Source organism: Paenibacillus sp. AN1007, assembly GCF_040702995.1.
Taxonomy (GTDB): Bacteria; Bacillota; Bacilli; order Paenibacillales; family Paenibacillaceae; genus Paenibacillus.
On the sequence record NZ_CP159992.1, the window covers coordinates 211,782 to 238,780 of the forward strand.

24 protein-coding genes and 1 pseudogene are annotated in these 26,999 nt (G+C 45.9%); 20 read left to right on the forward strand and 5 right to left on the reverse strand.

Annotated features, from left to right (window positions below; translation table 11 throughout):
- Positions 1-49: 49 nt before the first annotated feature.
- The gene (locus tag ABXS70_RS00845; RefSeq protein WP_366293274.1) at positions 50-1,081 is read left to right on the forward strand and encodes a hypothetical protein; all 1,032 of its coding nucleotides are present in this window, start codon (positions 50-52) and stop codon (positions 1,079-1,081) included.
- Positions 1,082-1,333: 252 nt separating this feature from the next.
- Positions 1,334-1,522: an aspartyl-phosphate phosphatase Spo0E family protein gene (locus ABXS70_RS00850; RefSeq protein ID WP_342552895.1), complete on the forward strand. Its 189-nt coding sequence runs from the start codon at positions 1,334-1,336 to the stop codon at positions 1,520-1,522.
- Here ABXS70_RS00850 and ABXS70_RS00855 read toward each other — a convergent pair.
- Complete coding sequence (locus ABXS70_RS00855) at positions 1,494-1,775, reverse strand: hypothetical protein (protein ID WP_342552894.1); 282 nt, start codon at positions 1,773-1,775, stop codon at positions 1,494-1,496. The two genes, ABXS70_RS00850 and ABXS70_RS00855, sit on opposite strands and share 29 nt — an antisense overlap.
- Positions 1,776-2,257: 482 nt before the next feature.
- Between ABXS70_RS00855 and ABXS70_RS00860 the strand changes: the two genes are divergently transcribed.
- The 6 genes from ABXS70_RS00860 (at position 2,258) to ABXS70_RS00885 (ending at position 8,268) form a co-directional block, all read left to right on the forward strand.
- Entirely contained in the window at positions 2,258-3,985 is a 1,728-nt protein-coding gene (locus tag ABXS70_RS00860; RefSeq protein ID WP_342552893.1) for a DUF6138 family protein, read from the forward strand.
- A 92-nt stretch (positions 3,986-4,077) separates the two neighbouring features.
- A complete protein-coding gene (locus ABXS70_RS00865; protein ID WP_366293278.1) occupies positions 4,078-5,142 on the forward strand; it encodes a hypothetical protein in 1,065 nt (354 codons plus the stop codon).
- A 181-nt stretch (positions 5,143-5,323) separates the two neighbouring features.
- Positions 5,324-6,211, forward strand: coding sequence for a hypothetical protein (locus ABXS70_RS00870; protein WP_342552891.1), 888 nt, complete (start codon positions 5,324-5,326; stop codon positions 6,209-6,211).
- A gap of 41 nt (positions 6,212-6,252) precedes the next feature.
- Positions 6,253-7,215, forward strand: coding sequence for a hypothetical protein (locus ABXS70_RS00875; protein ID WP_366293281.1), 963 nt, complete (start codon positions 6,253-6,255; stop codon positions 7,213-7,215).
- Entirely contained in the window at positions 7,216-7,941 is a 726-nt protein-coding gene (locus ABXS70_RS00880; protein WP_366293284.1) for a hypothetical protein, read from the forward strand.
- Between the two features lie 57 nt (positions 7,942-7,998).
- Complete coding sequence (locus tag ABXS70_RS00885; protein ID WP_342552888.1) at positions 7,999-8,268, forward strand: DUF4176 domain-containing protein; 270 nt, start codon at positions 7,999-8,001, stop codon at positions 8,266-8,268.
- Positions 8,269-8,334: 66 nt separating this feature from the next.
- Here ABXS70_RS00885 and ABXS70_RS00890 read toward each other — a convergent pair whose 3' ends face one another.
- Both ABXS70_RS00890 and ABXS70_RS00895 read right to left on the reverse strand, forming a co-directional pair.
- Positions 8,335-8,610 (reverse strand): WXG100 family type VII secretion target, encoded by a 276-nt coding sequence (locus ABXS70_RS00890; protein ID WP_216517529.1) that lies wholly within the window; start codon positions 8,608-8,610, stop codon positions 8,335-8,337.
- A gap of 268 nt (positions 8,611-8,878) precedes the next feature.
- Positions 8,879-9,988, reverse strand: a complete 1,110-nt coding sequence (locus tag ABXS70_RS00895) for a hypothetical protein (protein WP_366293289.1) — start codon at positions 9,986-9,988, stop codon at positions 8,879-8,881.
- Between the two features lie 207 nt (positions 9,989-10,195).
- On the opposite strand from ABXS70_RS00895, the gene ABXS70_RS00900 reads away from it, so the two are divergent.
- A complete protein-coding gene (locus ABXS70_RS00900; RefSeq protein ID WP_366293292.1) occupies positions 10,196-11,068 on the forward strand; it encodes a phosphotransferase in 873 nt (290 codons plus the stop codon).
- Between the two features lie 17 nt (positions 11,069-11,085).
- Here the strand turns inward: ABXS70_RS00900 and ABXS70_RS00905 are convergent, their stop codons facing one another.
- On the reverse strand, positions 11,086-11,292 hold the full coding sequence (locus ABXS70_RS00905; protein ID WP_311278476.1) for a hypothetical protein: 207 nt from the start codon (positions 11,290-11,292) through the stop codon (positions 11,086-11,088).
- Between the two features lie 391 nt (positions 11,293-11,683).
- On the opposite strand from ABXS70_RS00905, the gene ABXS70_RS00910 reads away from it, so the two are divergent.
- From ABXS70_RS00910 to ABXS70_RS00960, 11 genes and pseudogenes are all read left to right on the forward strand, one after another.
- Entirely contained in the window at positions 11,684-13,330 is a 1,647-nt protein-coding gene (locus ABXS70_RS00910; protein WP_366293295.1) for a copper amine oxidase N-terminal domain-containing protein, read from the forward strand.
- A gap of 238 nt (positions 13,331-13,568) precedes the next feature.
- On the forward strand, positions 13,569-14,021 hold the full coding sequence (locus ABXS70_RS00915; RefSeq protein WP_342552883.1) for a disulfide oxidoreductase: 453 nt from the start codon (positions 13,569-13,571) through the stop codon (positions 14,019-14,021).
- Positions 14,022-14,141: 120 nt separating this feature from the next.
- The gene (locus tag ABXS70_RS00920; protein ID WP_366293298.1) at positions 14,142-14,585 is read left to right on the forward strand and encodes a FixH family protein; all 444 of its coding nucleotides are present in this window, start codon (positions 14,142-14,144) and stop codon (positions 14,583-14,585) included.
- Positions 14,586-14,676: 91 nt separating this feature from the next.
- The gene (locus ABXS70_RS00925) at positions 14,677-15,657 is read left to right on the forward strand and encodes a LacI family DNA-binding transcriptional regulator (protein WP_342552881.1); all 981 of its coding nucleotides are present in this window, start codon (positions 14,677-14,679) and stop codon (positions 15,655-15,657) included.
- Positions 15,658-15,850: 193 nt separating this feature from the next.
- A complete protein-coding gene (locus tag ABXS70_RS00930; protein WP_366293301.1) occupies positions 15,851-17,182 on the forward strand; it encodes an ABC transporter substrate-binding protein in 1,332 nt (443 codons plus the stop codon).
- Positions 17,183-17,348: 166 nt separating this feature from the next.
- Positions 17,349-18,234, forward strand: a pseudogene (locus ABXS70_RS00935) (sugar ABC transporter permease).
- Entirely contained in the window at positions 18,234-19,061 is an 828-nt protein-coding gene (locus ABXS70_RS00940; protein ID WP_342556449.1) for a carbohydrate ABC transporter permease, read from the forward strand. The pseudogene ABXS70_RS00935 and the gene ABXS70_RS00940 overlap by 1 nt, the downstream one beginning before the upstream one ends.
- Before the next feature lie 45 nt (positions 19,062-19,106).
- Positions 19,107-20,594 (forward strand): glycoside hydrolase family 32 protein, encoded by a 1,488-nt coding sequence (locus tag ABXS70_RS00945; protein ID WP_366293304.1) that lies wholly within the window; start codon positions 19,107-19,109, stop codon positions 20,592-20,594.
- A gap of 84 nt (positions 20,595-20,678) precedes the next feature.
- Positions 20,679-22,175 carry a lipase gene (locus ABXS70_RS00950; protein ID WP_366293307.1) on the forward strand — a complete coding sequence of 499 codons (1,497 nt, stop codon included), beginning with the start codon at positions 20,679-20,681 and terminating at the stop codon, positions 22,173-22,175.
- 34 nt (positions 22,176-22,209) lie between these two features.
- On the forward strand, positions 22,210-22,602 hold the full coding sequence (locus ABXS70_RS00955; RefSeq protein ID WP_342556448.1) for a MerR family transcriptional regulator: 393 nt from the start codon (positions 22,210-22,212) through the stop codon (positions 22,600-22,602).
- 563 nt (positions 22,603-23,165) lie between these two features.
- A complete protein-coding gene (locus ABXS70_RS00960; protein ID WP_366293310.1) occupies positions 23,166-26,048 on the forward strand; it encodes an S-layer homology domain-containing protein in 2,883 nt (960 codons plus the stop codon).
- A 264-nt stretch (positions 26,049-26,312) separates the two neighbouring features.
- Here the strand turns inward: ABXS70_RS00960 and ABXS70_RS00965 are convergent, their stop codons facing one another.
- Entirely contained in the window at positions 26,313-26,990 is a 678-nt protein-coding gene (locus ABXS70_RS00965; protein ID WP_342552875.1) for a succinylglutamate desuccinylase/aspartoacylase family protein, read from the reverse strand.
- Positions 26,991-26,999: the final 9 nt, after the last annotated feature.

The window sequence follows — 26,999 nt, forward strand, 5'->3', positions numbered from 1 at the left end:
ACGATGAACAAAAGGAAGGCAGAATGGATGCAGGAATGGGGCTCAAAGCATGAAAAAAATGAGGTTATTGACTGATTTGGCTGATTTAATTCAGCGACCTCAGGCCAATTCGGAGATCACGAATACGGATACGTGGCGATACGGGGCAGGCACCTATGCAGATGCGTTATACCCTATTTTGTTACACAAAAAGTGGACACATCTTCCGCTTTATATGATTGCAGGCATGACAGCAAGTCTTTTTCGTTTCGTGGTGGACCGTCGTCTGACGAAGGAATCCGTATCGGCGTATAACTGGATGGCAGAAAATTTTGTTGCTGCTGATTTTATCGGAGTGACTGCGAGTCAGGCTGCCGGGTTTTCCTTTGAACCGACGTTTCCCCTTTATCAGAAGCAAGCTCTCCATGATATCAAAAATTCGATCGATCGGGGAACTGGGGCGGTGCTGTGGCACGATCAATTTGTGGTGGTTGTCGGATACGATGATGACGAGGAAGTATTGTTTTTTTGCACAGGAGATGATCCTGACGTGCTTCGTTTGCCCTATTCCTTAGTCGGCCAGAATAACTCACCGTATTGGTATTATCAAGTGTTGGAAGCTCACCAATCCATCGATATGTGGGAAGTGTGCAAGGAGTCGTTAATCCAGGCTGTATTCAAATGGGAAACGCACGACTATATGCTGCCAGCGCAGGATTACGCTTGCGGTTCTGCCGCATACACCGCGGTTGCGGATGTGCTGCAGTCGGGAAACTATGAGACGCATCAGGCGGCAACGGTGCTTCGCTATTATGCTTATACAAGAGGGGACATCTCCTCATATGTCAGAGCACTTGAACATTTATCGCCGCAGATGGATCAAGTTATTAAAAAATACACAAAACTTGCGATTATCTATGCATCGATTGTTGAATTGTTGGATGATTCCGCGGCGTGGGATGCAAGAGAGCCGGAAAGTGTACAGCGAGTTAGTGCACTTATTCGGAGCGCAGGTGATATGGAACAAGCTGCTATTGATGCGATTAAACATGCTTTTCCCGAAACGATCAACAATCGCTTCTCGGATATTGGGCTGAGATAACACCGCGACACTTTAACATCAAATGAGCTGTACATCAAATGATTTGTAAAAAGACACCAGAGAGGCGATGAGCCAGTCTGGTGTCTTTTTGCGTATGATCCGAGTTTCGAACACAACGTGGATGAACGTTACTTTTACAAAATAATATATAAAATTTGAAATAAAGGTAATCTGAATCCTGATTCATTCCGAATATTATAATATATGGTCTTATTTGGATGGTGAATTCAAGGAATGAATGGGGGCAGAACGATGGTACGGAACCCGGAAACCCTTCAGGAATGTATCGAAAACGCAAGGCAGAGACTTTACCAGATGGCAAACCAATATACGAGTCTGCAGCATCCGGAAGTCATTCGTCAGTCGATGGTGCTGGATGAATTAATTAATGAATATAACGATGCCAAACGCTTCATTTCACGAACGAACCATCATAGCTAGGGTCAAGTGTACGAACGGCTGACTGAACCTCCGAAATTAGTCGTCCGCGTTCTTCGTAGAGCGGCATCTCTTCTTCATCAAACTGAAAATGAATTGTTCGGACATCGCCTTCAGACAGTGTCATATTATGAGATTCTAATTGAATGAGAAATGAGTCATCAAACCTTATTCCATCTCGGTCCCGGTAGCAGTACATATAGTCAATATCCTTTTCTTCAAGCACTAACACACCTTCTTCCGTCAACTTCATCATGGTATCCTCCTTCATAAAGTAGGGTATGCAGTATCTATTTACATTATATAGCGCCTGTTAAAATTTAGGGATAGCTGCATCATACATGACCTGAATATTTTATAACATGAATGATTTCTGTTTCGCTTAGTTGTAGGAGTTTAGTCTTCAAGTAATCGTACGAAAGTCTGACAAGGAAACAACCCATTTCACAAATACACCGAAACGAGGCGGCTGATATCTCATTTCGGTGTTTTTTTTGTGCTTCCTCCGAAGTTTCACGTCAGAGAAGAGACTCTTGATCAGAAGCAAGTAGGGGACAACCGTGCGTAAGACTTATTGTTGCGAGTGCAGTTGAACGTGTAAAATATAGGTGATTTGCGAATGTTAATGCGTATTTTTAACGTTGAATAGACAGGCTGTTGAGCTGATTTGAGATAGAGGCCATCGTGGTTTTAGAACAGAAGTACATACAACATGTTTTACGAAAGGCAGGAGATAGAATGACAGCAGCATTGGAACAAGCTTTGGAAGAGATAGTTCAAGCCATTCATGAATGGTTTGACGAGCAGGCGGCACGTACGGATTTAGAGCAGACGATCCAGCGAACGAAACTGCAGATGGGCATATTCGATGATATCTTTGTTTTGTACAAGCCGGGAAGAACGATTGTAGATAGCCTGGACATGGGATGGGATGAAGGCTCATTATCGACGCAGACGATCCGGTTTACAGAAGAACTGGTACGCACCGAGATCCAGCCAAGGCTGGTCGAGGTGGTTCAGGAGAAATTAGCCGAATGGGCTGATACACCGCTGATTGATTACCGGTTTACGTTTAGAGGCAAATTTCCTACGAGGGACGGGATGCTGAAGCTGACGCTGCTGGAATACATCAACGAAGAGAAAAGACAGCAGCTGCTGGAACGAATTCGTACGTATACGGAGCAAAAACTGGAGAAGGGCGTATACCCGACAAAGCCGCTTGAAACGAACTTTCTGGCAAAACATCTGCTTGATCCTGTGTTGTTTCCCTCTCTGGATACGGCATGGATCATCAGACAATATGAACGGATTCAAACGTTAAATCGGGAGCGGAAGGACGCTCTCGCCGAGCACCGTCATACGATCATTTATGCTTTGACATTATGGGCAGAACGGCAGTTTTTACCTCAGTATTTTGACGTTCAGATTTCAGATTATCGGGAAAATGAATACACGTTGAAGCCAGGCCAGAAGCTTGGCGGACTTGTTAAAGATATAAGTAAGGATAAGGAAATGGATCAGGATTTCGATCTGGCTCAGGCTCAGGATGAGGCTTCACACCCCATCGATCTGCTGCTCTATGCAGCGGTGATGATTCTGCGTTTCGAACCCAGTTACAGCAAGCCAAGGGGGCTCAAATTTCTGGAACTGGCCAAGCAGCTCGGTAGTAAGCAGGCAGATCGGATGTTGACCGAGGGAAGCGGTACATATAAGCCGGAAGATACTTATGTTAAAACGGAGCTGGTGGAATGCCAGGCCAATGATGTTTTTGCACGGATAACGATTCAGATACATCAGGAAGGACCGGGAGCATATCAACAGGCATTAACCTTTATTATTCGTTTGCTGGAGCAGGGATTCCCCAAAAGTTATCATATCAAATTGAAATCCAAAGTGAAGCAGTACCTCCCAATCAAAGGATTAGCCAAATCAGATACACACCGGTTTTTTGCCAATGCGCTGGTATATTCTGAGCTGTATCCTCTACTGGAGCAGTACGCACGAACGGCCATCCAGGAATTTGAGTTTTATGCCGATACCGAAGGGGAGAAAAACGGGATGCCTGGCAGTTATGCCGTCTTTGGGCTTGGACTTGCAGATGAACAGTATTTTCCTCTGGTTCACGATTATATGGAACAGGTCGATGATGAACATCAGATGATTCAGGACAAGTTTATTGCTGCTTTTGTCGATAAATATGGGGTATCAGCAGATTCAGCGCCGCTTCTCGTTCAGAGTTTGCGCCGTTCAACGGACGGACTGAAGCTCAAATTGCTGCCGGAGTTCGAGCAGGAAGAAAAGCTTGATTGGCTTCTTGAACAGGTTCAGCAGCTGGAAGCATATGAAGTAGAACGTGTGCTTTACCCGATTTTTGGCAAGGTGGAGAAACTGACAGCGCTGGCCCGTAAGGCGGAGGGGAAACGAAAAGAATTATTACTGGGGCTGTCAGAGGCCGCAGGCAAATAAACGATTCTGTTACCAATTCAAATAAATGAGCTTGGCGATCCATTAAAGAATGCAGCAGATATCATGAGATGTGATGAGAGGTGGAGCTTGAGATGGAAGCTTTAATGAGAGACGTCTGGCAGGGGTTGTCTGAGCAGGAAAAGCAGGAATGGATGCAGCGCATTGCGCTTCAGCTGCCTGAAGGGATGCAGTATGAGGGGTTGCAGACGTTTGAACGATATGGACAGCGGACTCAGACCGGAGTATTTACACACGATGAACAGCGATTCGTGTTTGTTCCAGGTGATCAGGTAACATTAGGTTGGGAAAAGTGGCATCACGGCATGGATGAGCAAACGACGGCTGATCTGCACGAAACTGCAAGCAGTTACGGGATTAAGGACGTACAATCGTTTCTGGCTGGCCAGATGTCACCTGTACGAGAAGTTAACATCGGACCAATGCTTGTGGAGTGTGAGACCATCTCCCTGGGGTGGATTGAGGTAACCGAGGAGGAAGCGTTTGCCCAGGAGCATGATGATTTTCCTAAAGCCTTAGCCGAATTCAAGGAATCGGGGCTGAATGAATATGAACTTCACCTGGAATTTAAACTGATTCAAGACAAAGGAGAGGTTCGAATTCTCTGGTTTAATGAAGGGATCGAACTGGAGGACATTGTAAGGGAAGAAACAGCGGCTGGTTTCAGTTTGTTGACGGAAGACGAGTGGGAGTATATCTATGGTGGAGGTTGCCGCACGTTATTCCCTTGGGGAGACAGCTTTGACTATACAATGAGATTAAGACATTTGGGGTATCTCCATAATGCTGATAAAGCCAATCCCCTGTCCGGGGATGAAGATACTGGAACAGAAGCATCCTCTTCAGTTGAACCAAATCATCGACCGTATGATCTGGAGCTGCCGAATTTCTTTGGTATTCAGTTTGCCGGAGATCCATATAAATACGAGCTTACGCTGGATGCAGATGGAGAAGCGATGCCAAAAGGCGGAGATGGCGGAACTCTGATTCATGGCGGAGCAGGCCCACTGCTGGGTTTTCTGCCGGCTGCCTCCGTGTTTTATCGGGATGTGAATGTGGATGAACTGGATTGGGAGGAACTGATGGATACCCTGTATTACAGAAGGGTGATCCGATTAACAGATATGAAGATGGACTAAAGCAAAAAATAGGGGGACAGCATATTTGCTGTGCCTTTTATATTTATAATTGGGTATATATAATCAGGCTTGGCTGCTTAACTTCAGGAATGGGGACACATTGAGCAGCACCCTCGTTCCTTTTACAATAAAAGAATGAGTGCTTTCTAAAGGCGTTCATTTTTGGAAAAGGGGAATACACGTGTCATTATATACATCCTTTCAGTGTAACGGTTCGGAGACGCTGTTTCTATTTGAAATCTTGAATATACCAGAGGCAGAACAGCTTCGGGCAGAGCTGCATGCTGCTGCAGGCCAGGGAGAGGCTGCACCTTCGTACACGCAGCTTCTCAAAGACCTGGTACAGGATCATGTAATAAACATCAACGATCAGGAAATTACGATAGAACCTCAGGTACATACGCTGCTTACGGCTTGCAAGCTGAGTAGTGCGGTAACCCGTCTGGAGTTATGCAGCACGGATCAGGGCAGATCCGTAACGTATGGTTTTTTATCAAGTGATCAGTTGGTCGAGTGGATCTGGAAGCCTGTGCATCATCAGTCCGTATTCACTTCATACCCTTCCTTACAGGATATGTTTCAAGTTCTCGGTAACCGACTGGATATTAATGATCCTCCGCCAGAAGCTGTTCCTGATCTGGGACAAGGGAGTATACGCACGTCCATCGGGGCTGACACGTTGCGCCGCTTGTTTGAATTGGAGATAAGCCCAGCGGGACATAGTGATGAACAAGCGGGGAAAAGCGGAAGAACCGAAGAAGCTAAAGAAACCGATAAAATGCAGGTCATATTGGAAGAAGATAAACATCTGGCTCAGGGCTGGGTGCAGCCCTTGTGCCGCAGTTTAGCTGCTCTAGAGCAGCAGGGCCGATATGAAGTGTATACCCGGGGTGCAGATGAGAGATCACAAGTCATTTATTTTATCGGCAGTACGAGTGGAAACTGGCTCTTTCTTGAAGGGGAGACAGAGGATCTGTTTACCGCATTCATCGTAACAGAGGAAGAGCTGGTACAGAGTCTCTTTCTGCTCACAACACGTTCCATATCCGTTCTTCCCTATGTGCGCTGAACGGGAGGGACGTTACGTCCGAAAAGTTAGGGGGATTGAACATGACAAAGATTGTTATGAAAGCAGCATATCTGAATGCACTTGCCCAGCAGATCGAACAAGTCACTGCACAGCTGCAGCAGGTTGATGGTATGCTGCAGCATGCGATCCAAGGAGCCGCATGGCAATCGGGTAACCGGCAGACGATCATTGGACTGTATCAGGCGCATCAGCAGCGTTTTCAAAGTGCAGGGCAAAGCATGCAGCAGCTGGCTGCTTATGTGAAAACAACCCGGCAGACGATGGAGCAGGAGGATAACTCTGGTGGCCAATTTGGAGTGACGGGCATTAATCTGCTTGCTCCGTTTGATGGACTGGGCAGCACGGTCGGTACATTAACTGCAGCTGTGGCGGTTGCCCGTTTGGGATATCGAGTGAAGAACGGTTACATGGTCAAAGCTCAGCTGGATCGAAATACACCTCGGGTTCTGGTTCGTGAGAGCCATGATGCAGTCAAAGGCAATAAGGCTCCGAACGGGCGGCCAAGAGACTATAAAATCCATTATGTACGTGACATTGAGGCCAAAATTGCCAACGGAACAGCCACCCCGCAGATGAAAGAAGTTGCCGCCATGATCAAACCAGGTTATGCCGTCAAATCAGCTTTGACGGACAAGCTGGGTTGGGCTAGTGTGGGCATAGACGTGTTCACCGATACGAAAGAGAATATTAGTCAGAATGCAGGTACGGACAAGATTGCGGGTGACATTATCGGGAATGTTGTCGTAGGCGGAGCCACCACTGTAGGAGCGACTCTTCTAACCGCAGCCGTTCTGCCAGCAGCAGCACCTGTACTGGCAGTAGGTGCCGTTGGTCTGGGAGTTTCGGTCGGTCTAACCTATCTTGCGGAAGGGATAAAGCTGGATATGGACCTGGACGGTGACGGAAAGGATGATTCGGTGAAGGATGTTGTCAAGCATGGCGCGAAGAAAGCCTGGTCTACCGTGGCGGGGTGGTTTAAGTAGATGGCGAATAAACAGCGTTCAAAACGTTCAGTGCATAAGGGAAATACGTCTGCTGGTCCTGTGATGTATGAAGGGACGCCGTATCCCAAGGAAACGTTCGAGAATTATCTGGTCATCTATGCACCGGATGGTATTCGGCTCAGCGCAGGCACACTCGTTCTGTTTTTTCTCAATGTATTTCTTCTGATACCTATATTCAGTGTACCGTTTCAAGCTTTGTATGCCTATCTGCTGCTTCCGCCGCTGGCTGTTATGAACCTATGGGCCATTGCTCTGATTGCAGTCCCGCGCAGGCTGCAGCTCAATTATGTATTGTTTCGAGGCGTATTCGGACTTGTATGCTCAGCTTCGTTTATGGTAGTTATACAGAAATTCGCCTATGAAGCACTGGGTCTGACTACGCCATGGTATGCGATTGGATCTTTTGCAGTATACTTCTTTGCCTTATCTCAGTATGTAAGGTTTCGTTTACAAAAATTAAAGCAGCCGCCTCAGCGTAAAAAGGGGGACAAAAGTACGGGTATGCCTATTGCTGCCTTAACCGCAGTTACAGGAGGAGCATACCTGCTGGCCAACATTTCACTGGCCTTCGTTACACAGCAGACGGTGGCTGTTGTTCTAATATGTGTATATATCCTGCTGGCTTTTGTTGTCTTTCATTTTGTTATGGATCTGCATCGATATTACTGGCTTCGCCGAGTTATGAATAGATCGGAGTCGGTTTAATTCAGCGAAAAAGCAGGCCTAAGCAAAAGGTCACCAGATATGAGGAGGATGAATAGTTTGGAAAATAATACACCTGCACTGCTGCCCAACGGGTCTGTGATTCGTTTGAAAGAGGGCACCAAAAAACTCGTCATCTATGGACGGAAGCAAATGTTAATGACCGAGCCTCCGCGGCAGTTCGACTATATTGGCTGCCCATATCCGGAAGGTTACATTAATCCGGATTACACTTATGTATTTAACCATGGGGACATTGAGGAAGTTATTTTCAAGGGGTATAGCGATGAAGAGGAAGAGGCTTTTGCAGCAGAGCTTGAGCAGGCGTGACGATTCATTACGTCAATTCTGATGTTGGCCTCGGCTGCTGGTATTCTTGATACAAACGGATCAGTGTTAACGTGACTGATCCGTTTCACGGAAACGTGTCGCAGTCTGCTGCAGCTGCGTGCCTGTCTCCATTAAACCTCGCAAATAACTGCTCACAGTGGTCATACTGTTATTCATGCGCTCCAGAAAATCACGCTGCCGATTGCCTTCCCATTGACCTTCGGATTGATCAATCATCGTTTTGAGTTGGTTAACGATGTCTTGTCCATTCTGCGAAGCTTTGTTGAATTGAACGGCAAGCTGCTGCAGCTCCTCTGGCGACAGATCAATGCGCTGATTCATAGTACACTCATTCCTTTCTATTTACATTTGCAAAATCGGGATAACTTCATTTATTATAACCCTTTCCGCATCAAAATGAAGCTGGACAAAAGCCGCGTTTTGCGAGCAGCATAAACGGCCTATAACCAAGACAAAACACACACTAGACGGCTTCCAGGTCTGAAGAGCGGAAGAGCCGATATCGTATGTGTTTTGTTATTTTATTTATGATCTTATGGGTTTATGATCTGATGATGCCTTATGAGCGTTATGAGGAAGAGGACTGCAATTACTTCATTTTTTGCACGCCTGCAGCCATCTGTTCCAGCTGCGTATGCGTCAATTGGTTGTTGGGCGAGCTGATTGTGACATAACGATCCTCCAGCTTGAAGGTGAGCATGTCGGTTTTGTCCGGTGTGTACCATTTGGCGGATACACCGTTAGGCAGTTTTACTGTTTTGCCATCATAGCTGAACGAGTAGTCTCTAGGAGACACCGTTACATTCATGCGGTTAAAGACAAAGTTCACGCCATCTCCGCCTGCACCCACACTTTTGAATGTATCTCCCGCAACCATATGTTGTGGTGCATAAGCGGTGGTAAAGCCATCGAATTGAGCAAATGATTTATGGATCTGTTCCAGTTGTTGTTTGGAGTAACTTACATTTTCAAAAGCAGTAATACCTTGATCATTGCCGCTCTTTACTTTTTGTACAGAGACAGCGACTTGTTGCAACTGTGCTTGGGACAGCTTATGATCTGGCGAGCTAAGGGTGACATAACGATCATCCAGTTGGAATGTCAGCATGCCGATATCGCTTGGTGTATACCATTTGGCACTGACGCCGTTGGATAGTATCACTTCTTTGCCTGGGTATCCGTCTGAGTAGTCTCTCGGCGAAACATCAACCTTCATATGGTTGAAAATAAAGCTTACACCATCGCCGCCAGCGGCTGCGCTTTTGAACGTGTCACCTGCAACCATCTGCTGCGGAGCATATGCTGCCTCGAAGCCATCGAATTGCGCAAATGCCTTTTGGATAGCTGCTTTCTGTGCTGCGGTATAGGTTACATTGGTTAATGCAGTTGGATTGCTGTTCGTTTCACCAATAATGACTTGTTTGTTCGCACCATCGTAGGTTACAGGCACATGCAGTGCATCAGCCAATGCGCGAACCGGTAGATAAGTCGAGTTATTATACGTGATCGGTGCAAGTTTTTTACCATTCCCGTCAGTCGGTGTGTATGCTGCACCGTCTACATTAAAGCTAATCCCGTGATTGAGGTAAGCCGAGATTTTCTCCAATTGTGTTCCGGCATATACACCGGCTGCTCCGGTTAAGGTCATACCCAGCACCATCATGGTGGCCACGGATTTCTTCATATTTTTTTTCATCATATATATCTCCTTTTAATGGGGGTTATTTTGGTCTTGCTGTTCCTTATGGCTTTATATTACCCTTCGAACATATCCAGAATAATTCTGAATTATCTCCAACTTGTAAACATGTGTAACAATCTTTGCATGATGACGGGTAGTTGTTAACTGACGATCCAGAAGCAGCAGCTTGTACAGGATCGTGTGATTATGGAGGGAGGAAAACGGATGAATGTAAACAGGATTGAGCGGTTTTATAATATTGGACGAATACAGCGCTGTGCTGCCATAGAGCAGGGGAAAAGTTCAGATGCAAAATGCGTTACGTCTTCAGCTGGCAGATTTGTTTTGCGCAAACTGAGAAATCAACAGCAGGCTGTAAATGAAGACAGGCTTCATCGCGTATTATCACTGCATCATATCTCTCCGGCGCTGGTGAATACGCGTAATGGAGGGTCCTATGTTCGTGATCATGATGGGATCTATAACCTGCAGCATTATATTGAAGGAACGAGACCATTTAACCAAGCTTCCATACAGTTTGTGTATTTTGGCCAAATGCTTGCTCAATTTCACAGCCTGATTGGCAGGCTTGAAATCGCTGACCAGCCGGATCGCTTTGCTTTACCTTTGTTGTGGGCACAAGTCTGTGATAAAGTCAGAGGTTCTTCGTCAGCTGTTATTGGTTCACTGGAAGAACATGTACAGCGGTGTATGACGTATGCAGTCAGAGATGAGGGCGTAGTTCACGGTGATCTGGGGGTCTGGAATATGTTATTTACGGAGCAGAGGACGGTTTTGATCGATTTTGGAGAAGCGAGAAGAGGTGATCCACACTTTGATGCGGCTGCCGTGCTAACTTCAATGATTCCTGAAGCGGCAGCTGAGCATGAGTTTTTCTCCGCGTTGGAAGATGTGATGAGAGGGTATGCTGAGGCTGGTGGACTGCTCACAAAAGAACGACTGTATGAGCAAATCCATCTGTGGATGCTGCGCGGCTGGTTGGCATCGATCAGAGAGAGGGGAGTTACCTCCCCAGTGGTGAGGTATATTGAGCAGGGCATGCAAAGAATTATAACTTTGAACAGGATGATACTTTAGTGTTCATACAGCCCCAATCAATTGTACAAATACAGTACAAATCCGCCTATGCCCAGTACGACGGCACCCACGTATACATATGTAAGTTTACTCAAATTTTGCCGTGTACGGCGATCATATTCGGGGTTACTGATGCGATTGGCTTTCGAATTTCCGATGATAAGTGTAGCAATTCCGCCAAACAAGGCGATCCCGATAACCAATGCATAAGGCAGCCAAGTCATGAGTTGACCTCCTTTTCCAGTCGATGGAAAGTGTTTGCTTCTATTGTATCTCAGGTTCACTCGCAATGTAAGCTATTATTGAGAAATATAGGAAATTTATGTGATCTGAATTTAAAGGATTTACATACACTATGTAGATGGAAAAATGAATGATATCTATACGATATATTACAGTTTGAGTTGTGTGTTTTAGACTCGGATCACTAGAACTTTATTTTTTTTTTTAGTTAAAAAAACCTAGATGTATAAAGGAATTGCGGCTTTCTTTATCGAAAGCTGTAATTTTTTTTTGCCTGCGATGTGATCCAGAATGGAGAACCGTGCGTTACACCCTATGAAGACAACGACAAAGAACAAAGATACACAAACATACTTAAGGAGTGACTTACCAATGAAGATGAAAATGAAAACTTTTATTGCACCTGTACTTAGCTTGTCGCTGTTAATGCCAGGAATCGCGGGAGCTGCTGCTGCACCCCAGACTTCCACTTCCATGACGATGATGAAAGCATCCGTAAACACCCCTGCGGCTGACCTTAGAGCAAACCTGGATCATCTGCTGTCCGAGCACTTTGCGTTGGCGGTAACGGCTATGGCGAAAGCTTATGATGGAGCAAAAGATGCCGATGCAGCCTACAAAGCACTCGACCAAAATGCATTGGATATGCAGCCGGCGATTGCTTCGCTCTACGGTGAGGCAGGTGCCAAAGAATTCGAACGCATCTTCCGTGCACATAACAAATATACCGACGATCTGGTGAAAGCCACTAAGATGGGCAATCAGGCCGGCATCAAGCAAGCACAGGATAACATCAACGGCTTCGTGGACGAATTCTCCACATTCCTGAGCACAGCGACAGAAGGTAAATTGCCGAAAAACGCGGCTAAACAAGCATTGAAAGTGCATGAAGACCTCGTGCAAAAAGTATTCGATGAGTACGTAGCCGGAGATTACACCGATGCATACAAGGCATATCGTGAAGGGTTCAAGGAAATGTTCGACGTAAGTAAAGCACTTTCCACCGCGATCACTACACAAATGCCTGAGAAATTTAACAACACCAAAGCAGATACCAAAGCAGCTGATTTGAGATCTGCACTCAATCACTTGGCTTCGGAGCACTTTGCGCTTTCCGCTCTGCAAATGCAGGAGCAGTATGATGGGCGCACAGCGGCATCGGGTGCCCTTGTTACAGCAGAAGCTGGAAATACGGCAGACTTCAAAGCCGCGATTGCTTCTATCTATGGTAATGAAGGAGCGAATGCATTCGAGAAAATCTGGGTGACGGACCATGTCAATGCTCAAAGTGATTATGTCAAAGCGGTAAAAGATAATGATGCGACTGCGCGTGCAGCCGTGCAAAAACGGATCGACGGATTTACAACGGAGTTCGCTACATTCCTGGATTCCGCAACAGCGGGCAACCTGCCGAAATCGGCAGCACAACAAGCCCTGACGACGCATGAAAATCAAGTGCAAAAAGTGCTGGATCAATATGCAGCAGGCAGCTATGATGCTTCTTACACGACGAACCGTGAAGGCTTCAAAGTGATGTTCGGGGTAGGTCAAGCGCTGGGTAATGCCATTGTGACCCAATTCAACGACAAGTTCCAAGAGACAGCACCTACCATGCCTGCACCAACACCAGCTCCGGACATGACAACAGTATGGATGAAGCTGAACAGCAAAATGCTGAAAATTAACGACAAAACAACGAACATGGATACCACACCTGTACTTTGGAAAAATACAACATACATCCCGCTGCGTTTCCTGAGTGAAGGCATTGGCGCGACAGTGAAGTGGGACAAAAAGGCTCAGCAAGTTACAGTTATGGCCGGTAATGATACACTCGTATTCTGGGTGAATAACACGGTCATGGAAGTGAACGGCACGAAGAAAAACGTTGGTTCCACCGTGTTTGTAAACAAAGACGGACGTACACAAGTACCGCTGCGTTTCATTGCTGAATTGCTGCAATGGAATGTGAAATGGGCTCAGAAAGATGGTTCCATTACGCTGACTAAAGCAATGTAAGGCAAACGTAACGCAAATATCGATGCTGTGCGCCAATACACTTTATCAGTTGATATCATCAATCTCATATTCATACCGAAAAAGCTGTCCATGTGGCAGCTTTTTTGTATTCGCCTGAAAGAGCAAATATTTGGTATAATTAATCGCGTAATCAATTACATAAGCATTCTAATAACTCGAGAAATACAAAGTGTTATTTAATTATTCAAAATGAACATTGAAAGAGGAGGACAGAGGTATGAGTTCAGCATCCCATTCAGAGAAGCCCGCACGAGGTGTGGATACCCGTTTATTTATTGCCTGGGCTGTGTCTGTCATTGCAACCGGGGGAAGTCTTTATTTTAGTGAAATCAAAGATTTTCTTCCATGTGATCTGTGCTGGTTCCAGCGCATCTTTATGTATCCGTTAACGATTCTGCTCGGGATCGCGTACTTCAAGGATGACGTAGGGATTACCAAATACGTGCTTCCACTGAGCTTTATCGGAGGTGGTATCTCCTTGTATCACGTTACTATTCAACGGATCTTCTCGGCTACGGGCAATGCGGTGGCATGCGGTAAGGTACCATGTTACACCGACTATCTGAACTGGTTTGGTTTTATCACGATTCCGCTGCTGGCGCTGATCGCATTTATCATCATTATTGTCATGCTGTGGGGAATTGGCAAAACATCTAAATCTTCTATTTAAGCATTTTTCTTAAACCTTCTATATTAAGTGTTTTTTTAAATCTACGTATGAAGTGTTCTTCTTAAATCTTCGTATGAAGTGTTCTTTTTAAATCTTCGTACTCGGAAAGGAACAATGGTGATGAAGGGACAAGCTCGCTGGTATATGCCTTTGATCATACTGATTCTTTTTATGACCGGCTGCTCCTACACGGAGGGGTCCGCTTCAGGTGAGATGCCAGAGATGATTCGAGTAAAAATGATGATTCCGGATAAGGTGAAGGTGAGCGAAGAGGCTGCTTTACAGATTCAATTGACTCAGGGAGAGCAGCCTGTGAATGATGCGGATCATGTACAGTTCCAAATCTGGAATGAACAGAACGAACCTGAGGCCCCTTCCATTGAGAAGGGGATGATGAATGCCGATGAGCTCGAGGCGCGTGGGGCAGTAAAGGCCAGTTCTGTAGGCGATGGGATATATGAAGTGAAACATACATTTCTGGAGCCGGGGGTATACGTTGTTCAGGCCCATGTGACTTCAGGTGCAATGCACACCATGCCGAGGGCCAAAGTTGTCGTGGAATAATGCAGCCATGAGAGCAGTGGGATGATCCTAAACGTGAAATAGGTATATAATGATGGTGGATAAAAGAATGTAGATTGGAAAAGAGGCTACTATGGCAACTATTCACGATGTTGCACTCAAGGCAGGTGTTTCAGTAACTACCGTCTCGCGTGTATTGAACAACAGGGGTTATATCAGTCAGAAGACACGTGACAAAGTCTACCAAACGATGGACGAGCTGAATTATAGACCCAATGAGATTGCCCGTTCCCTGCTGCGCAAGCAGTCCAACCTTATTGGTTTGATCATTCCAGATGTATCCCATCCGTTTTTCGGAGAACTGGCCAGTTATGTAGAGTATTATGCATACCAGAATGGTTTCAAAATCATGCTGTGCAACTCTCATATGGACCCTTCCAAAGAACGTGAATATGTAGAGATGCTTAAAGGAAATCGGGTTGATGGAATTATCATGGGGAGCCACACACTTGAAGTGGATGAATACGTTAATCTCCATTCTCCCATTGTAACTTTTGATCGACAGATTGGAGAGGACATTCCGTATATATCCTCCGATAATTATCAGGGCGGTGTCATGGCGGCGGAGTTACTGCTCTCCAAGGGGAGAAGGCATATAGCTCATATCTGTGGTAATTTGGGGTTGAATATGCTTTCTAATCGTCGTACGACAGGCTTTCTGGATACGCTGGAGGCACATGGGGTCAAGCCAATCATGATTTATGAAACCGATCTCAATGTGTTTGATCAGCATCAGTATACGGAATTAATGGATAAACTGCTCACAGAGCAGCCGCTGTTGGACGGATTATTTGTAACGAGTGATCTTATGGCTGTTCATGCGCTTAAAAAAACGATTTCTAGCGGACGCAGGGTACCCGAGGACATCGCTATTATTGGATACGACGACAGCCGTTCAGCTTGCTACACTGTGCCCGGAATTACGACGATCAGACAGCCGGTAGAAGATATGGCTGAGCTGGCCGTTGAGCTGATTCGGCGCCAGATCGCAGAGGAACAGGTAAATATGGAGAATATTTTTCCTGTAACATTGGTGGAGCGGGAGACAACCTGAATCGGGTTGTCTCCTTTTTCTCGTGGAAGCGAGAGGTAGGAACTCTCGTGGCTTATTTGAAATCAGAAGAAAAATCAGTCAAAAAAAATTATTTTGATCGATATGTCAAACGATTGACATGTCAAACCTTTGACATTATAATCTGACTTGTAAGCGTTTCCTCTTTACACTAATGAATGGGGGCCATAACAAGATGAAAAAAGAACAACGGTGGACGGGGATTTGGGTTTTGTCATTAATTATGATGCTGGTTCTATCAGCCTGCGGTGGGAAAGCAGGCACGGATTCGAATGCTTCCCCGGGGTCAAATGATGGTGGAAGCGAGAATATTAAAATAACGATGCTCAACTCCAAATCAGAGATTAACAATCAATTGGAGCAGGCAGCCAAAGACTTTCAAGCGGAAAATCCAAATATTACACTTGAAATTGTGCCTGTAGGCAGTGGACAGTCTCCGTTTGAAAAGGCCTCTGCCCTCTATGCATCAGGTAATCCGACAACGATGATGATGCTGGATACCGGGGATGTTGAGAAGTTCAAGGATCGTGTTCTTGACCTTACCTCGGAGCCTTGGATGAAAGACGCAGTAGAGAACAGTACAACAGCTACAACGTTTGATGGCAAAAATTACGCTTTCCCTTTCTCCATTGAAGGATATGGATTCATCTATAACCAGAAAGTGCTGGATCAAGCGGTAGGCGGCACATTTGATCCCAAATCGGTAGAGACAACAGCGCAGCTGGAGGACTTGTTCAAAAAAATAGCAGCTGCCGGCAAAGCACCTTTGATTATTTCACCCATGGATTGGTCGCTTGGAGCGCATTACCTGCCGCTTGCTTATGGCGGACAATCCGCGGACCGTTCCCAAGTGGATCAATTCATGAACGATCTGAAAGCAGGCAAAGTAGATCTGGCGTCCAACGCTGTGTTTAATGGTTTGATGGATACCTTTGATGTGATGAAAACGTACAATATCGATAAGGCTTCACCACTTTCCGGTACATATGAGCGTGGGCCAGAAGTGCTCGGCAAGGGCGAAGTGGGGATCTGGTTCATGGGGAACTGGGCTTGGCCGCAAATTTCCGGATTTGATACAGCAGATGGGAAATACGGCTTCCTGCCGGTTCCTGTGAGCAATAACGCAGCCGACTTCGGCAATTCACAGATCTCTGCCGCCGTCTCCAAACGTATTTTGCTGGACAAAGAAAAAAGTACACCAGCACAACAAGATGCTGCGAAGAAGTTTTTGGACTGGATCGTTTACAAAGAGAAAGGTCAGGATTTCCTGGTGAAACAAGCCAGCATCATTCCAGCATTCAGTAACATTAAGCTGGAGCCAGCGGACCCGCTTGGCAAATCCATTAGTGAATACATCAAAGCAGGCAAAATTGAAGAATCCATGAGCACCCTTCCAGCCGATCATTGGTCCAAATTGGGAGCTTCCATGCAGAAATATTTGGCTAATGTTGTTGATCGCGCAGGACTTGCCAGCGAGATTCAAGCTTACTGGACTAACGTGAAATAAATGAATTAGTACAGCTTTACACACAGCATCAAGGGAAGTTTTTCTCCACAGGACTGAAGCCTGATATGGGTCAGACAGAAAGCAGTATAAGTTACTTCTGACTGACCCATCATATCGGCGAACTGTCAGGTTCATGACTTGGAGAGCGATAGAGTGGAGGATGACAATGCTTACTGAAAAAGGATTATGGACACGTCTGCGCACTCGCCTGATATTTACGGGCCCTACATTATTTGCTTTTGCTGCAGTCATGATTATTCCGTTTTTGTACGGTATCTATTTAACATTTACGAACTGGGATGGCATTGCAGTAGACCAAAGCTTTGTTGGTTGGGATAATTACATCGGTGTGTTTAAAGATACAGTGTTCTGGCAGTCATTTGGTATGACGCTGGAGTATGTATTTATTACGGTTGTGTTAACCAACGTCGTTGCTTTTCTGCTTGCATATGCCGTAACCAGGGGGATCAAGGCACAAGGCTGGTTTCGGGCCGGTTTCTTCCTGCCCAATCTTGTAGGGGGTATTGTACTTGGTTTCATCTGGCAGTTTATTTTTAATCAGGTACTTGTATTTGCAGGTCAAAAACTGAACATGCCGTTCTTCTCCGCCTCATGGCTGGCTGATCCGGACAAAGCTTTCTGGGCACTTGTTATCGTGACTGTTTGGCAGTATGCAGGTTATATGATGGTCATTTATATAGCCGGTTTGATGAACGTACCAAGAGATGTACTGGAAGCGGCAAGCATTGATGGAGCAAGCAATCGCAAAATGCTCATGCGCATCGTACTGCCGCTGATGGTTCCTTCCTTTATTGTGTGTGTCTTCCTATCGCTCGCAGCGCGGATTTATGGTGTACGATCTGAATGTTTCCCTGACAAGTGGCGGTCCTTTCAAAAGTACAGAGATGGTATCCATGCATGTATATGAACAAGCTTTTCTCGCACGTGACTATGGGCTGGGTCAGGCTGAAGCCCTTGTTCTGTTTATCCTTGTGGCGACCATTACATTGCTTCAGGTGTATTTTAGCAAAAAGCTGGAGGTCGAGGCATGATGGCTGGACAATCACGTATTCTGAACGGACTGAAACTCGCAGCCTTAATTGTTGGCATGATCCTGTTCGTATTTCCCTTTGTACTGCTGATCTTGAATTCATTTAAAGCCAATCAGGCCATTACTTCTGACCCGCTCGGCCTGCCTGTTTCTTTTCAACTGGAAAATTACGCAAATGCGTTTGATAAAATGGGTTATTTATCGGCATTCAGCAACTCCTTGCTGATTACGGTGGCTGGCGTACTGCTTATTGCACTCTTCTCTGCGATGACTGCACATTATTTTGTTCGACACCACAGCAAGCTGAATCAGTATCTCTTTTTCCTGATGGTAGCTGCGATGATTATTCCGTTTCAGGCGATTATGATTCCTCTCGTGAAAATTTACGGCTCACTTGGTCTGCTGGATAACAAGTGGTCACTGATTTATATGTATATTGGCTTTGGCAGCCCTCTTGCCGTATTTATTTACCATGGATTTGTCAAAAGTATCCCGTTGGAACTGGAAGAAGCTGCTCTGATGGACGGCTGCGGCAGAGTGCAGACTTTTTTCCGAATCGTACTTCCGGTACTGCTGCCTACTACCGTTACGATCAGTGTGCTGAACGTTTTATGGATATGGAACGACTTTTTGCTTCCATCGCTCGTGCTTACGTCGTCCGAGCAGCGGACGCTGCCGTTGTCCACCTTTTATTTTTACGGAACGTACACGGTGGATTATGGTCCGCTGATGGCTGGATTGGTATTGACACTGCTGCCTGTGCTGATTGTTTATTTGTTTGCACAGAAGTATATCATTCAGGGAGTTATGCAGGGCGCCATTAAATAAGTTCAGCAAGGCGAGATAGAGATACAGAGACTGGAGTGAAGACATATGAAGCATGAAGCGCAGATCGAAAATCGTTATACCCTTGAAAGGGCAAAGGCGTATATAGAGGAACATCGTCACAACGTTAGTCCCGTCTATCGTCTAGGGTATCACCTGATGCCGGAAGTCGGCTGGATGAATGATCCCAATGGATTTATTTATTTTAATGGCATGTATCATATGTTCTATCAATATTATCCTTACAAACCGGTGTGGGGACCGATGCATTGGGGCCACGCCGTAAGTCATGATTTGGTGACATGGTCGTATCTGCCTGTGGCACTAGCACCGGATCACCCGTATGATCGCGATGGTTGCTTCTCAGGTAGTGCTATTGTTCAGGATGGCAAACTTGTACTCATGTATACGGGGCATGTAGTCACCGGACCAGATAAAGATAAGGATTATCGCCAGACGCAGAATATTGCTGTATCAGAGAACGGCGTTGATTTTGTCAAAAGCGAGCTGAACCCGGTTATTGGACTGCATCAGATTCCAGAACATGCAAGTCCTAAGGATTTTCGTGATCCAAAAGTGTTTGAACGTAACGGCATGTACTATTGTGTGCTTGGGTCCAACGATGATGCCGGAAACGGAAGGATTCTGCTGTATCGTTCAGCAGACTTGCTGAACTGGACTTATGTTAACGTGCTGGCTCAGAGCGACGGAACGCTCGGGGACAACTGGGAATGTCCAGATGTATTTTCGCTGGATGACCGGGATGTGCTGATCATGTCCCCGCAGCGTATGCCAGCCCAAGGTGAACAGTATCGGAATCTACACTCCACCGTATACATGATGGGAACACTGGATACGGACAAGGGAGTGCTTCAATATGACGAGTATGTTCCGCTTGATTGCGGCTTCGATTTCTACGCACCCCAGACGATGGAGGATGCACAAGGACGAAGAATAATGATGGCCTGGATGGAGACATGGGAGAGTGAAATACCCACACAAGCATCCCACGCCTGGGCAGGGGCCATGACGCTGCCGCGCCAATTGATTCGTGAGGGAGAACGTTTGATATTCCAGCCGCTTCCCGAACTTTCCAAGTACAGAATTTCAGGTGTAGAACAAAAGGCTCGTTCAGTAGAAGATGGCACACATGATCTTGGCATCAGCGGCGATTGTTATGAATTGCATGCTGTGTTTGACGCAGCGGAGGCTCAGTGCTTTGGATTAAAACTGCGCACAAGCGAACACGAGGAAACCGTTATTGCTTATGATGTACAGGAGCGTCGTTTAAGCATGAATCGCGATCGAGCCGGACAAGGACTTGGCGGAGAGCGTGCAGCGACAGTAGAGCTTCGTGAAGGCAAACTGGAGCTTCGTATTTTTGTAGACATTAGTTCGATTGAGGTTTTTATTCAGCAGGGAGAACAGGTTATGTCAGCACGGATATATCCTGACCCCAACTCTAAAGGGATTGAAGTTTTTTCACAAGGAAGATGCACACTGACCGAGCTTCGCAAATGGGATCTACAAGTATAACTCCGAATGCAGGAATACCCCTTGACCTTGAAGTATACTTCAAGGTTTATTCTTGTTGTATCAACCGCATTTGGAGGGAAAATCATGAAATTATTTGAATGGATATTCGTACTGGTAACGATAGCAGGGGCGCTGGGTTTACCGTTTTATTCAAAACGCAGAAAGCTTGCGATAGTTGGACTTACTGCGTTGATCATTGCATTTCTGCTGCATGCAGTTATTGATTCATTGCGCGTGATGCTGCTGCCATCCTATATTGTTGCTCTCGTACTTTGCATTCTGTTCATCGTTCAACTTGTGAAATGGAGCCTTCGCGGTGAAGGCGATGTACCAGCACCGTATAACAAGAAATCGAGAGTGCGTACCTGGCTGCGCGGTTTGTTCATCCTCCTTCTTGCGGCTTTCTCTGGTATCGGATCAGGGCTGCTGACCTGGTATTTCCCGACATTTACGATACCCGAGCCAACAGGACAATTTGCTATCGGTACATTTTCACAGCGAATTGTGGATGAATCCCGTGAGGAGACTCTTTCTCCTGAAGCAGGGGACAAGCGGGAACTGATGATTAATGTGTGGTATCCAGTAGATCCAGAAGTTGCAGAAGGCATTAAACCGGAGTCATACCCTGCTGAATTGGGGGAAGCGATCAGTCTGGTGTTTGGCATCCCGCCTCAGGTGTTCAGCTACCTAGACACGATACCGACACATGTGGTCAAGGGTGCAGCGATGTCTAATGCAAGCAGTTCTTATCCCGTTGTCCTGTTCTCTCCCGGTGTCCGTTCGGCTCGTTTTCAGAGTATGACGGCGGTGGAGGAACTGGTCAGCCACGGTTATATTGTTGTAGGGATGGATCATCCGTATACGTCAGCTCAAGTAACCTTCCCGGATGGTCATAAGGTTTCTTATGATGCCGGGCCTGAATTTACAGCATCGGAAGAACTGTATCAATATAATGTGCAGGGAGTGGGTATACGTGCGGCCGATGCACGTTTTGTACTCGACACACTTGAACAGTGGAATGTGAACGATCCCAATCAGGTGCTGGAAGGCAGACTTGATTTGAATCATACGGGTATTATGGGACACTCGTATGGCGGAGCGACAACAGCAGAAGCACTGGCACAGGATGAACGTTTTCAAGCTGGGCTCAGTTTGGAAGGCGGATTTTGGGGCAGTGTATCCAAGTCTTCGCTGAAACAACCTTTTATGTACATCATGTCTGGCAAAACAGCCAAAAGTTTGGGACCGAATCCTACGGAGCACGAAAAATTATTCTATCCCGAGTTTGAACCCGATCTCCAACATGTAATGAAGAACAGTCTGAATGATACCTATTATCTAACCGTGGATGGATTTTTTCATCAGAGTTTTACCGATATTGCGTTAATTTCACCGCGGTTATTTGCCAAGGACATGCCTGCAGAGCATAATATCGATATTACGAGAAGTTATGCGCTTGCCTTTTTTGACCGTTACCTGAAAGGAGAAGCGCAGCCTTTGCTGCAGGGCAGTTCGGCAAAATTTCCCGAAGTAACGTATGATAACGAGTATACAAAGGTTCGCAGCAAACAGGCGGAATAAGTCTTCCGGAAAGGCGGAGATCGGTGTGCATACGATGACAAGAGGGCAGCTGGCTAAAAAAACGGGAGTAAGTATGGCGACACTTCGATACTACGAGGACAGCGGCATTCTGCCTGCTCCACATCGATCTCCTAGTGGATATCGGTTGTACACCGAGGATTATCTGGTCAAAGTCAAATTTATTAAAGACGCACAGATGCTCGGTTACTCGCTCAAAGAGATACAGGAGACTCTGCAGCTGCTGAGTAATGAGGATATGGAGAAAGAGACGTTGAAAACCCTTGTCCGCGAACGGATTGCCGACATTCAGCAGCACATCGATCATCTGGAACAGATGCAGAAAAATTTGGCCGGATTGCTCCTTACACCAGAGGACGATATCGACAGCTATATTCAGTCATTTAGAGTAGAGAAGAGAGAGCCGTAATTCACGGCTCTTTTTCTATTTAGGAGCACAGCAGACTTGAATGCAGACAAGTCGTATGTAACGAGCAGGAAATGGTGGTGAATAAGGTAAATGCATGTTGATCTTTCTGGAGCCTGTAGGCAAAAACATCTGGAGTATGTGATGTGAAAAAACACCTCCAGAGCGAATTCTGGATGTCGACCATCAGGGTGCTGCTGTGGAGGTATTTGTTGTATTTTTCACTTATATCATGCCGGTTTCACGCAGAAAGTGATGCACAATCTCTGTCTGATCCTTGATGCGGGTTGTACGCTTAACGATCAAAATAGAGTGTCAATTTTAAGGTTATGGTAATAAATTACTATGTCTAAGAGGGAGAGGGTGGTAATATGTTCTTATTTATTAAAATTTTAGATGGTATTTAGGACCTAGTGAGTAAGTGTTTAGAGTTGGAAATACATATAATTTCAGAGTTTAGAAGTGAACTTAAGAAGGGATATATCAATCTCAGTTTATGTGGACTTCTAAATGAAGTTCTTTAAGCAAGACCTATATTGCGATTAAGGGTAAAGGAGATCGAATGAATGAGGAGAATGAAATGTCGTAAAATTCTAGCTGTTTTTTTATCAACAAGCATGCTCTTGTCCAGTGCAGCGCTTGTCGGGGGAGACAGGGTTAACGCAGCGGGGACAGATCCTGTCAGTACAACGGTGTCTATGCAGGCCTCCGTAGATCAATCATCCGAGACCATGAATACAGCAGAGGCACCCCTTGCGAAACCGGGCAACTTAGTTGTAGAAACAACGGATGAAAAAATTCATGTTACTTGGGATGCAGTAGAAGGTGCAGAGAAGTATGCGTTAACAGTAGACGGGAACAAAGAATATGAAGGTGTAGAACGTATTTTCGAAAGGTTCGCACCTCCAGGTACATCATATGAAATGGCAGTGTGGGCCATTGATCAAGCAGGTACACCGGGTGAAAAATCAACAATAGTCGCGGAAACCAAAGAGAGACTAAAACCTGCAGCACCAACGAACTTTAATGTCACTACAGATGAAACTTCACTTACTGCAAGTTGGAATGCAGCAGAGAGAGCTTCCGGCTATGTCGTTACGGTAGATAATGAAAAAGTTTATGAAGGAAATGATCTTTCCTGCACCCTCGAAGGGTTAACACCCAATAAGCAGTATAGGGTAGAAATATGGTCAGTTAATGAATACGGAGTCAGCTGGAAATCAACGGATACTGTCAAAACTAAAGATCCAGACAATCTACCGGCTCCCAAAAACTTGAGAGTGGATTCAACCTGGAATTCAATTACAATTACATGGGATGCTGTCGAAGGTGCTGATAAGTATTACGTTAGAAAGAACAACGACTATGTATATGATGGACCAGACACGACTTATACGATAACCAATTTAAATCCAGATGTTCCGTATACCCTCTATGTTTATGGATATAACACGACATCGAATAAACTTGGCGAACTGGGTAGAATCACTGGAGTAACCAAAAGATTGCCAGCACCGGATCATTTTAAAGCTGTACCCAAAACCAACTCCATTAAGTTATCCTGGGATGAGGTAGATCATGCTGTTGAGTACGAGCTGAAGCGGGGAAAATTAATCATTTATACAGGTCCATTAAAGACGTTTATTGATACGGATCTGGATGAAGGTAAAGCGTACAATTATACTGTCACTGCAAAGAATGATTACTCATCCGGTTATCCTGCTGCTGCGAGTACATCTACATTAGTTACACCACGGCTTCCATATCCTGAAAACGTTCGAGTGACCGAGCTGACATATAACAAAGTTCGCCTGGATTGGGATGCAGTAGATGGAGCGGAAGAATACGAAATCTCTAGGAATGGAATGACTATTGGGGTTCCTATGGAAACTTGGTGGATAGGAAATTTGGAAGGCTTATCAGGAGACATCTCGTATAAAATAGCCGCCATCAGGAAGGGAGTAAGCGGTGAAGCCGCAGTAAAAAAAGTAACTATTCCGAGCAGACCCGTACCAGGTGAAGCACCGAGTGGTAATCTGAAGTTAGAAGTGAATCGAATCTATCACGATCAAGTAAGCCTCAGCTGGAATCAAGCTGCAGGTGCTTCATATTACGATGTATTCCGGGATGAAACCCATAAAGTATGGTCGGGTAAACTGAATATAAATACAATAACAGACAGCAATATGAAACCGGAAGAAAGTCATACGTATAAAGTAGTTGCAGGTAATGAATCAGGCATTTTAGAGTCAAACGTAATTCATGTAAAAACAGCAGCAAAGCCAAAGCCGATCGCTATCATGCCAGCACAGCCGCTGGAAGGAACGATTACATTTGATTTCAAAGTTACGGATGGCGCTGTGATGTATGTGGAGCGTAATCCGCAAACGGTCTATACCCCTCTAGAAGATGGGACCTATCGTCAAACCTATTATAATGCTGCTGCTGACGTAAGACGTGACGAAGGTATTGTTACCCCAATCAACGGCAGGCTGCATTTCAGTGAACCAGGCGTGTCCCCTAACAGAAACTACAACTATGATATCGTTGCTGTTGTACATAACACGGATGGAACAGAAACCGTAGTAGCCAGAGAAGGAATCAGTATCAGTACTCCTGCTGATGGCAGCGGTGCGACAGTGCCAGGAACTGTAGTTGATCCAGGTAATGGGGGAGGAAGTACACCAACACCGGGTTCAGGGTCTGGGAATGGAAACGGAAACGGAAACGGCACAACGCCGTCAGCACCTGGAACGGAAACAAGTGGAGCAGCTGGAGGCTCGCTTTCTGGAAATAATCCTTCCGGCGGCGCCACTACTGGTAATGCAAAGAATGATCATGGAGCTGCAGATCGTTCTGGAACGAAAAAAGAGGACACTAAAGTCACTCCTCGAGAGGAAACAAAATCGGAAACCTATACAGATATCGATACAAGCTATGCCAAAGAAGCCATTCTTTTTCTGACTTCCAAAGGAATCGCTAAAGGGTACTCAGATGGAACATTTGGCCTCAAGAAAAAGGTAACCCGGGCCGAATTTGCTGTCTTTTTAAATCGTGCTCTCGGGTACACCTCCTCATCTCCGTATGCCGGAACATTTAAAGATATCGATCCGAAAGCATGGTATGTGTCAGAACTGCATGCTGCAATCGAGAATGATATTACGAAAGGTTTTGCAGACCATACCTATCGTCCGAATGAAGTTATTTCAAGAGAACAGGCGGCGGTAATGCTGTCTAACGTGTTGTTGAAAAACGGATCATTGTTGTTGTCTGCAGTTTCATACGAAGATCATACCGACGTCGCAAGCTGGGCAAAAGAAAGTGTGAAACTGGTTACCCAAGAGTCCGTTATGAACGGATACCCTGGGAACAAGTTTATGCCCAAACGCTCCTTGAGCCGAGAAGAAGCTGCACAGTTGATTTATAATCTCGTCCAACTCGTAGACTAGGGTGTGTCTGAAAACGCTGAAGGGAGCAGATTTTGCCGAATTTTTGTTCCATGCCAGGAAGTTTACCGCAGGCGTGCCGGGGCACGTCAAGGGAAAGTGACGCAGCAGGGTGCGAAAAGGGGGAAAAAGATGCACTTCAGCGGGTTTCAAGACACGCCCTAAATAAAAGCACAGCGTTTATCGCAAAAATAAAACGCCTCCAAAGCGAATCCTGAATGTCGACCATCAGGGTGCTGCTGTGGAGGTGTTTTCTTGTTTTTTCACTTATGTCATGCCGGTTTCACGCAGAAAGTGATGCACAATCTCTGTCTGATACTTGATGCGCGCCGTGCGTTTCAGGCTCCAGCACGTTTCAACGGTGACAGACTTCGCTTGGAGCAGCCTTGAAGCAGCGGTACGAGCGGAGCCCGGCAGCTCATGCCGCTTCAGATTAAAATGATGCTTGCGAACCGAAATAGATCGGTTCATGCGTTCTATTATCCTGCGGCAGACCGGAACACTAGAGCTGCCCGGGTTGGTGATCAGCGTTTGTCCGAGGACGCGTGGACTGAGCTGGGACAGGCCGTTGGCTTCATGCAGATCAAGCCACCAGTCAGGCTGATGCTGGCGTGCAAGCTGGAATACAGCGGCTGCCAATGGATGTTTGGCTTTGCCGGATTTGCGGCGGGGAAAGGTACGATTCAGGTCGGGTTTACCTCTGATTTTCTTCATATATGCCTGCTGATTCACTCTCGGCACAATGATCAACGTTCCGCGATGGATCACGCGCCGCCCTGCGGCACAATCATCGGCAAGTTTCTGCGCAGCGGCCATGCTCGCTGTTTCATTGCCATGAACTCCAGATGTAATCATCATGACGGGCCCGGGATTCGTTCCGCGTATAATGTAATAAGGCACAGCATAAGGGCTTGAGGCAGCAAGAACATGTCTGGTCACAAGCATGACCCTCAC